11 protein-coding genes are annotated in these 8,871 nt (G+C 36.9%); 5 read left to right on the top strand and 6 right to left on the bottom strand.

Translation table 11 applies throughout. The features are described from left to right. The 4 genes from QT716_RS16055 to QT716_RS16070 form a co-directional block, all read right to left on the bottom strand. Positions 1 to 343, bottom strand: a 343-nt coding sequence (locus tag QT716_RS16055; RefSeq protein WP_317937178.1) for a phage integrase N-terminal domain-containing protein, incomplete at its 3' end; no start/stop codon positions are given. 1,067 nt (positions 344 to 1,410) lie between these two features. Next, on the bottom strand, positions 1,411 to 1,596 hold the full coding sequence (locus tag QT716_RS16060; RefSeq protein WP_317937179.1) for a hypothetical protein: 186 nt from the start codon (positions 1,594 to 1,596) through the stop codon (positions 1,411 to 1,413). Between the two features lie 79 nt (positions 1,597 to 1,675). Further along, complete coding sequence (locus QT716_RS16065; RefSeq protein ID WP_317937180.1) at positions 1,676 to 2,227, bottom strand: recombinase family protein; 552 nt, start codon at positions 2,225 to 2,227, stop codon at positions 1,676 to 1,678. A 222-nt stretch (positions 2,228 to 2,449) separates the two neighbouring features. After that, a complete protein-coding gene (locus QT716_RS16070) occupies positions 2,450 to 3,628 on the bottom strand; it encodes a replication initiation protein (RefSeq protein ID WP_317937181.1) in 1,179 nt (392 codons plus the stop codon). A gap of 743 nt (positions 3,629 to 4,371) precedes the next feature. On the opposite strand from QT716_RS16070, the gene QT716_RS16075 reads away from it, so the two are divergent. From QT716_RS16075 to QT716_RS16090, 4 genes are all read left to right on the top strand, one after another. Next, positions 4,372 to 4,596 carry a DUF3953 domain-containing protein gene (locus tag QT716_RS16075; protein ID WP_317937182.1) on the top strand — a complete coding sequence of 75 codons (225 nt, stop codon included), beginning with the start codon at positions 4,372 to 4,374 and terminating at the stop codon, positions 4,594 to 4,596. A gap of 55 nt (positions 4,597 to 4,651) precedes the next feature. After that, a complete protein-coding gene (locus QT716_RS16080; protein ID WP_317937183.1) occupies positions 4,652 to 4,870 on the top strand; it encodes a TIGR04104 family putative zinc finger protein in 219 nt (72 codons plus the stop codon). A gap of 73 nt (positions 4,871 to 4,943) precedes the next feature. Continuing rightward, on the top strand, positions 4,944 to 5,366 hold the full coding sequence (locus QT716_RS16085; protein WP_317937184.1) for an immunoglobulin-like domain-containing protein: 423 nt from the start codon (positions 4,944 to 4,946) through the stop codon (positions 5,364 to 5,366). A 223-nt stretch (positions 5,367 to 5,589) separates the two neighbouring features. After that, entirely contained in the window at positions 5,590 to 6,123 is a 534-nt protein-coding gene (locus QT716_RS16090; protein WP_317937185.1) for a DNA-binding protein, read from the top strand. A gap of 231 nt (positions 6,124 to 6,354) precedes the next feature. Here the strand turns inward: QT716_RS16090 and QT716_RS16095 are convergent, their stop codons facing one another. Beyond that, entirely contained in the window at positions 6,355 to 6,885 is a 531-nt protein-coding gene (locus tag QT716_RS16095) for a hypothetical protein (protein ID WP_317937186.1), read from the bottom strand. Between the two features lie 409 nt (positions 6,886 to 7,294). Here QT716_RS16095 and QT716_RS16100 point away from each other — a divergent pair, with 409 nt between their 5' ends. Beyond that, entirely contained in the window at positions 7,295 to 7,771 is a 477-nt protein-coding gene (locus tag QT716_RS16100) for a type III toxin-antitoxin system ToxN/AbiQ family toxin (RefSeq protein WP_317937187.1), read from the top strand. A 360-nt stretch (positions 7,772 to 8,131) separates the two neighbouring features. On the opposite strand, the gene QT716_RS16105 is transcribed toward QT716_RS16100, so the two are convergent. Further along, a partial coding sequence (locus tag QT716_RS16105) for a tyrosine-type recombinase/integrase (RefSeq protein ID WP_317937188.1) occupies positions 8,132 to 8,871 on the bottom strand: 740 nt, incomplete at its 5' end.

An 8,871-nucleotide genomic window follows, 5' to 3' on the forward strand; every position in this document is an offset into this window, starting at 1 on the left:
CGGCCGGGGTTTTTTCCAGTTTGATAAGAAATGTCTTGGTAAGCTCTTTATTATCGGCGAGCTCGTATTTTACGTTGGGAATCATATCGTGCATGTAACGAATGGCACCTAAATCATTTTTCAGCGTCTTGGGTGCGATTCCATCGGCTTGTCGTTTTTGAATGTACGCAACGACATGTTTATCTTGTAAATTCCTTAAATTTTTCATCTTGTAGTGATTATCTAAAAAGCTGATGAAGTTTCGACAACTACTCTCATATCGTGCACGCGTCCCGAAAGAATTTGCACGAGTATGACGATATACTTTCTCCATTTGTCCCATAATGGGTGACTTTCCTTTCATCCCATTTCCCCCTTTAGTTAAAAAAGTGCATAGCTCACCCGTTGGCATGTTGAGGTGTCCTCAAGACTTCCTCAAATCCCACGAAATGATTTCGAAACACAATCCCTGTGACAGCAGTCTCTCAGAGGGTGATTTCAAATTTCGCCTGCAGCTTTCTCTTTGCCCGAATTGCACGATGATTTTTTTCGCTGCGCTTAAAATCATACGTTTATTCGGGCAAAGAGAAAGCTGCACTCGTATCCAGTTGTGTTATGAGTACTCGATGGAACATACCCTGACGGGTTGGCCATAGCCAGGTTCCAGTGAACTACCGTAGCAAGCTAATCGCTTAGGTCTTCGACCTCGTTCACTTCCTGCCGGAATTTTTAAACCGCCCCAAGCTTAGGCGATCGACCCTTTTCGTCGGTCTGCATTACGAATGCATACGTGCATCAACGTTGAATCTTGTAGCGACAAAGTCGCTAGGCAGTCATCGTTTACTGACTACCGTCCACTAGGGTTCTGTTGCTCACTCTCATTGGTTTTGCTCCGCGTCCTATGCACGTAGTTTCCAACCTTTGGCCAAGATTGGCCGATTAAGATACTAGTTACGGACAGCGCCTTAGAGTTCCTTATTGCCTCTGTCTTGTGCTTTCTACGAGCCTCTGAACCCACAGTACTCATACGTACACTGCTGATTCACTTTCTTAGATTGATTCAATTTCATCTCCAATAGATTTTTTAACATGCTAATTCCTCTCCCTTTTTGGTTTTCTACTAATCTTCTAGTACATTTATTTAACTAACTTTCCCCTAAACGAACGCAAAAAAGGCCCCTGGTCCGATTTTTAATCACAGTAAAAAAACTGTGTCTCAATCGGCCCAAAGACCTGAATTAGTCGTCACCGCCAGATCCCGCTTGGGTTCGGCATAAAAGTTAAAGTAAGTTGATATGTAGTTAGTTTATCATTTTCTTTTGGAGCTTTCAAATAGTTCGTTATTTAAGCGAGCGAACCAAAAATGAGGGCCCAAAGCAGATCCCCCAAGGTCAAAAGCAAAAAAAAGAAAATAAAAAAGAGTAACAAAAGCTATTCTTTTTTATTTTCCATTCGTTGTAACAATTCTTGTCTTAGTAGAGAAATATAATCTTGTTCATCTGGTATTCTAACTGGAATACGATTATAATGACTGTACTTTTCTAGCAACTCGATATTAACCATTTCCCGTGGGTGCTTTTCCTTACTCTCCCCAACTGAAATCAATTCATTATTCAATATCATCATCCCCCTCCATGAATTTTGCTAGTTGATTATATAACTCCAATTCTTCAGGTGTGAGTTCACACGGTTTACTTTAAACGGATCCCTTTTTGGCACGTATCAATGTACTTTTTGAAATCCCTGTTACTTCCTCTACTCGCTTATAGGAATGGCTCTTCAGAAGATGTAGAGCGTGTTCTATCTGCTTTTTCCCGTACTTCCTGGGACGACCCTCTTTGAAGTTGGGATCCCGCCTTGCATTGGCTTTGCCTTCCTGTGTGCGCTCTACAATCATGTCTCGTTCAAACTCTGCAAAGGAACTCATGACGTTCAGAATCAATCGTCCTGTCGGCGTATCCTCAACTAATCCCATATTCAGCACATGAACCTTAACGCCCTTTTTCAGCAGGTCTTTGATCAGCTCTGTGCCAGATAATGCGGTACGCGCAAACCTATCAAGTTTAGTGACAACCAGCGTATCTCCTTCTTTCAGTATTGAAAGGAGTTTAACGAATTGGGGACGATCTGCATTTGTTCCTGTGAACTTCTCGGAATAGACTTTCGTGCAGCCTTCCTTTTCTAACGCTTGAAGCTGTGACCCCAGATCCTGGTGAGCTGTGCTTACCCTCGCGTATCCGTATTTCATTATGTACAATCCCCTTTTTACAAACCCGTTATGACACTAAGTTATGACACCCCTTAAAGTATTGATAGTACTGCACCCGTCTTTAGGTGTCAATACTTATAAGATATGACGTATAGACCTATTTCAATTCGAGCGCAGCGACCCCTAATTGCATGATTGTGTAATAGAAAGGTATTAGGATTTATCCTAATACCTCGAAAACCAGTTTTCGAGGTTTACCATCTAATTATTTCCTTTTTTCTCTTTTCTCATGTCATTCAATTTCTTTTGTAATTCTTGACGTTTTTTCTCTACTTCAGCATCCGGCTCTTTTTCATTTGGCTCGATGGTGTCATTGCTATCCTCTATTTCTTTAAACCAATCGGGGATAACTTCTTGTCGTCCAGTTACTCTTTTCTTCGTTGGTTGAAGCTCTGCGAACGTTGGTCTTTCTCCTCGTTCAGAAGCCTCCCATGCTAATTTAATTTGCGATTTTATAAAACCGAGTGGCTTTTTTACCGACTCTTCTACATTCACATATCTGATAATTAGGGCTAATTCAGTTTCAGCCTGGTCTCCCCATATGACGAATGCAGCTTCATACATTTGTGAAAAGTAATTGGGATCAAACTGATAGAGTTCTTTGTCTGCTAAACGGTTTAACCGAATACGTACCTCTTCATTTTCAGGTGCTTTTTTCGGTTGTTCAAGTCTCTTTTTAGATTCCGGAAGTTTGATTTCTTTTTCTGGAGCGTGTCGAATCGTGAATTCAATTCGTTCAACTTTACGCCCTTTTTTTATTTCACTAAAACTTATTTGAACATCTGTTTTGTCATTCAATTCTACTAAAGCAGGCAAAAGAACTCTATTTTTAAAATTTCCATAAACCGAATATGATTTAACGAGTTTCGCTCCTAGAATCCCCCTTAATTCCTCAACTGAACATTCCCAGCGACCAAGATGTTGCCACTTTTTCATCAACTCATATAAGCGTATAGAGTAGGTACTTTTCAAATTTAAAATATTAGTTAATTTATAAGATGTAAATTGATTTTTTAACTGAAGCAAGTAAGGTTTTAACTTGGAGTCAAATGAAAACTCAACCGTACCTTCGCTGCTTCTATATCGAACAGATGAAGCCCACGTAGCTACAAGCCAGTCTTTTTTTCCGATAGGTATTTCAATTACCTTTGAAACTAATGTTTTTGAGATCTTTTTGATTTCTGAATAGGTGGATTCTCCTTTTAAACCAACCATTTCAGCAAAATCTTTAACACTTAATAAATAAGTTTTAAAATCATCATCAGCTGGTTCAATCATGCTTATCATAGTCAAAACCACTTTTTGTTCATTCACACTTAGTGGATCTATGTGATGAGCCTCTACCAATTCATTCTTTTGTGTAACTATATGTTCTTTCACAAACATCCCTCCAAGATAATATTACAATTAATTTATCGTGTATTCTTTAAAACTAATATAACCTTTAAAAACCTTTTAGTCAAAGTACCATTACACAGATTAAATGAATTGTAATAGATGGCACCAAATATGTAATAGTTCAACACCAAATATGTAATAGTTCAACACCAAATATGTAATAGCTGACACCACAAAAGTAATAGATAACACCAAATATGTAATAGTTAGACCTTTCAAACCCAGTCATACCAAGGGCTCAACTACCCTCTAAATCACTTAAAACAAAGATCTTAAACATTAAGTACTTAAAACAACAACAAACAGGAGCAGTTGGTGGTGTTGGTTAAAAAATCAGGAATATTCATTTCTCTTTTTCTATCAAAAATCAAAGCTAATCTTTTTAAAAAGAGAGTTATAGAAAAAGGAGCATGTCCAACTCTTAAAGTCTACTAGGTATGGCTGTGTAAACTCACAGTAAGCTCATAGAGTGCCTTTAAAATGAAATGTTAGGGTATATATCATTTTTAGTTCAAGTGAGATTATAAGGCATTTGAGACGTGTTTTATAAGTTGCAAAGGAAATAAGCAAATATAGACCTATTTATTATCTTAAATGACTGATTATTTAACTAGTATTTGAGGATTTCCAATATATTTTGATAATTTTTTGGAAGGTTTGGTATAATTCAGTTAATATGCTCAATATCTATGTTAAGCAAACGGGCCATATTGGGGTGATAAGAGATGAAAATATTAAGGATTATTTTAGGAATTGTGGTTATTTTATTATCAGGTTATGGATTGATATCTGGGAACATTGGAACAGTGTTGCCATTGATGTTGCTTTCAGCAGGTCTATTATTTGCCGTGATAGGTATTACTGAATTTCAGAAGCGAAAAGCAGATGCATTTAATCTTTTTCTAGTATCTGGATTTGTTTTGTTCGTTGGAATTTATATCCTTGTGTAAAGTAAACGGGCCAAATTTTGAAAAACAGATAAGGAAGAAATAGGAGGAGATAATCATGCCACGTTGCACTAACTGCAATTACAAGTGGAATGCAAAAGACATAATCGCCCTTGGATTTTCAAAAAAGGGGAAAAACTGCCCCAATTGTGGTGACAGACAATACATTTCTCCTGAATCGCAGAGGTTATTAACTTTGGGATGGTTAAGTCTAATATTTGTTCCGTTTATAATTTCAAAAATTAAATTAAGTGGAAAAGATGAACCCCTTTGGTAATTCCATAAATGGGTGCAATTCTGGATTAAAGATTGCGCCTTTATCGGGCCAGATTATTGTAGGAGGGATATGAATGAAAAAATATTTATTTAAAATCATGATGGTATTCTTAGCAGTCTTTTTAGTAGCTTGCCAGCAAAGCAATTTAGAAGAAGCTGAAATTCAAGACGTTCCAGTGTCAAAAGAAGGACTCCAAGTTGAAACTGAAAAAGACACGTATCCCACTACTACAGATGAAATTGTACTCGTTATAAAAAATGAATCTGACGAAGAGTTGAACGCCACTTCTTTTAATTTAGAGAAAAAGGTAGAAGGGATATGGTATGACTTCCCGTCTGAAGAATCAGGACCCACCGATGCTGTCGGTGGATACCAACCTCCAAATAGTACAAGTAAAATTAGCTTTTTCACAAAGGAACTAAAGTATGATTTGGCTCCTGGATCATATCGCGCAAAATTCATAGACGTGGCTGCTGAATTTCAAGTGACCAAGTGAAATAGGATATCTAATCAAGCTAAAGATGGTTATCCTGTATAAGAATCTAGCACTAACGGGCGCGTTTGTGGTAGAGAATCAAAGCTACATTTGTCCGTTTTAAAAAATACAATCGGTCATTAATCCGATTGTATTTTTTCATGCAACTAGATTCTACAAGTTTCTAATTCAGAAGGTTTCGTGTGGCTTTTCTAGAATTGAATAGCGAGGTGAATTAAACGCTATGGAAAACGAGTTTGGGTATTTCTCAAAAGATGTTGCCATTGAATTAGAGATCACGACCTCCACGCTTAGACGGTGGTCCATTGAATTGGAAAAACAAGGGTACTCATTTCAACGTAATGAAAAAGAGCAGCGTATCTACTACGAGCGCGATTTTAAAGCGTTCAGAGAACTAAAGAAACTTCTCGCCAATTCAGTCCCATTCGCAGACTCCATAAATGCAGTAGCAACAAGGAATTTTGAGAATGAAAATGCCCAAAAGATGCCTAGCGTTTATTCCGAAACCATGCGTTTATCAAAGCGTGAAATAGAGAATATTGTGAAAAAGGCAATTGAAGATGAGAGGGAAATCCTTCTGGACGCATTGGAGAAAAGAATGAGTGACACGATTGAAATGCGTGATCGATTATTAACGCAACAGTTGCGTGCAGCGATAGACGAAAGTCAAAAACAACTTGCAGCTGCTTCACAAACGGAAGAAAAAAAATCGTGGTGGAAAAGATTGTTTAAAAAGAAAGAAGTACATCATCAGTGAAAAAGGCGCTTAAATACAATAATAGATACTGATCTAGTGTTATCAATGTTTACAAAAGCCCCTAGAAGCGTTTTGAGCGCTTCTAGGGGCTTTTAAAATATTTTTAGCACCTTTTGGTATCTTGTATCTAATCTCCACATCTAAAAACGCTTGTATGTCTTTCTGGAAAATGTTAAATCCGGAATTACAAAATTACGAAGTTAAATATTTGAGAGTTTAGATTATATATGGCTAGAACGGAAGTTCGTTTTGATTTTTAATTTTTTCAAATGACTTTTCTATTTTATATTCCTTCAGAGTATCTTCAAGTTGTGAGGTGCTTCTTAATAGTTTTCGTAGATAATCTAAATCTGTTTGATTGGTCGATTTATAAAACTCATGACTGGCATTAAATAAAATATTTCTTACAGCATTGGAGACTTCTTCCACTTTAGACGCTAGTTCAATGTACTCTATGGATTCAGTGATAATGATATCTTCTTTGATTTTTTCTTGTATCTCTTTAGATGAAAAATAAAAAAAAACACCTTTTTTTGTTTTCACTTTAAATATCCCATCTACCCTATCAGGTAGAGTGTATAGAGCACCCGTGACACCACCTTCAGTGAACTTATAGTCACTCCAATCTAATAATTTTTGCTTTAAAATATTGTATCTTATGCCCTTGAATTTTTGGTTATTGACCATAATCTCTTCTTGTATACCTTTATCTTGAGTTAGAATTTCAGTGGCTAATTCCCGAATTTTTTCAGCTTGGCTCATTAATTAGATAGCAACTCCTAAGTTTTAATTATTAAACCTTATCAAATGTTCTCAAAAAAGTTTAACTTATCATTGAACCTTTTTAAACCTTTGTAACATATTATCAATGTATTGATGAAAACAATAAAAGTCAACATTTAACTGTTGTATCATGCAAAGTTTTAATGAGATGATACATAATATAAGATAAGCAGTAATTCGAGTTTATGGTTCTCACCAAAACCATTGTATTTTCGAGTTTATGGTTCTCACCAAAGCCACTGTATTTTCGAGTTCATGGTTCTCACCAAAACCACTGTAATACTGTTGTGAGTACAAAAAAAGAAACGACTATCTTTTTGATAGTCGTTTCTTTTTTTGTGTTAAAATATGTTAACGGCATTTTTTTAAAAAAGGAAGGTGAAAATGAATGGATTTCAATTTTTATGAAGTTGATTACAATTATATTGAGTATTTAAAAGAAATAGATGATAAAGTTCCTGATATTAAATATGGGGAGAATGATAAGTTTTTTTGCGGAGTAGTCACAGAAGTGAATGGATTTAAATATTTTGCTCCTATAAGCTCATTCACTAGAAAACAAAAGACAAATCTGATGATATACAATTCAAACCAAGAAACAATCGCTAGTATAAGGTTTTGTTTTATGATCCCAGTAGATGCAAAGTATTTAAAAATAAAAAGTATTGAACAAGTTTCAACTGATCATTATAAAAAATTACTATCAACAGAATTAAGTTTTTGTAGAAAAAATAAAACAAGAATACAAAAGGCGGCAAATAGAGTTTATGCTTATGGCACGAATCCAGACCATCAACAATATAACAATTGTTGTGATTTCAAGAAGTTAGAAGAGATGGCAAAAAAATATAATCCGTCAATTTAATATGGAAACGTATTTCTTGTTGTTTTTAAAAATCTGATTTACTCAAATTTCTTTACTATACATATTGGTGCCCTTTCAACCTGCTGTGTATAACGTATAAAAAAGACAATCATTTCGGTTGTCTTTTTTTTGTGAGTTGGATTCTACGAAATCATATTGAAAAACGTTTGTAAGGCTTCATAGTAAACAGCCCATCTTGAAATATAAAATCACGAAGTTAAAACGGAGTGCCCATCTATACGCAGTGATTTATTCTGCGCAAAATCGCTGCGATGCTGGGTTTCCTGCCGGGGCCAAAATCAAAAGAATAACTTGCATCTTTTGATGGACCAAGAGAGTTGGTGAATTTTTTAATAAGGGTTACATCACTGTTGATTTACCGCCCAGGTACACATGGATAACGTCCACTCGTTCGTGCCCCACCTCTTTGGTCACGATCGTAGCAGCCTGTTCTTGAGTAAACCCTTTGGATGTTTCGTCTTTCATACGTTCCTGAATATAGTTATAACGCAATCCATGATACGTCAACGCATTGGAGGTCCCGTTATACATGCGACTTTCACGGCCTTCGGTTGTCTCAAAACGTACTCGATTATTTTGAAGGAATTTCTCCACTCGGTTCACCGCCGCATGCGTTTGTTCTTCAGGACGAACAAATAGCCTTCCTCCCCTTGGCACCTTGCTGATTCGCCTTTCCATCAAGTCTTTCCCTTGAGAAGAGAGAGGGACCTGTCGCCACTTGCCGTTTTTTGCTTCGCTTTTTACCTGATAGACACCAGACCTCAACGCGTCCTCTACTTGCGATCGACTCATTGCCATTGCTTCTGTAACACGTAAGCCCATGGTCTTGGCTAGTTGCATCACATCGCGTACGTCAGCGGCCGTCTGAGCCCCTCTGCTGTCGCCTACAGCCATCTCTTGCACAAACTGGAGCATGGACCTGTATTCATGCTCGGTCCATGCCCGATCGCCTTTTACGGCCGGGGTTTTTTCCAGTTTGATAAGAAATGTCTTGGTAAGCTCTTTATTATCGGCGAGCTCGTATTTTACGTTGGGAATCATATCGTGCATGTAACGAATGGCACCTAAATCATTTTTCA

The organism is Sporosarcina aquimarina (assembly GCF_033253705.1).
GTDB lineage: Bacteria > Bacillota > Bacilli > Bacillales_A > Planococcaceae > Sporosarcina > Sporosarcina aquimarina.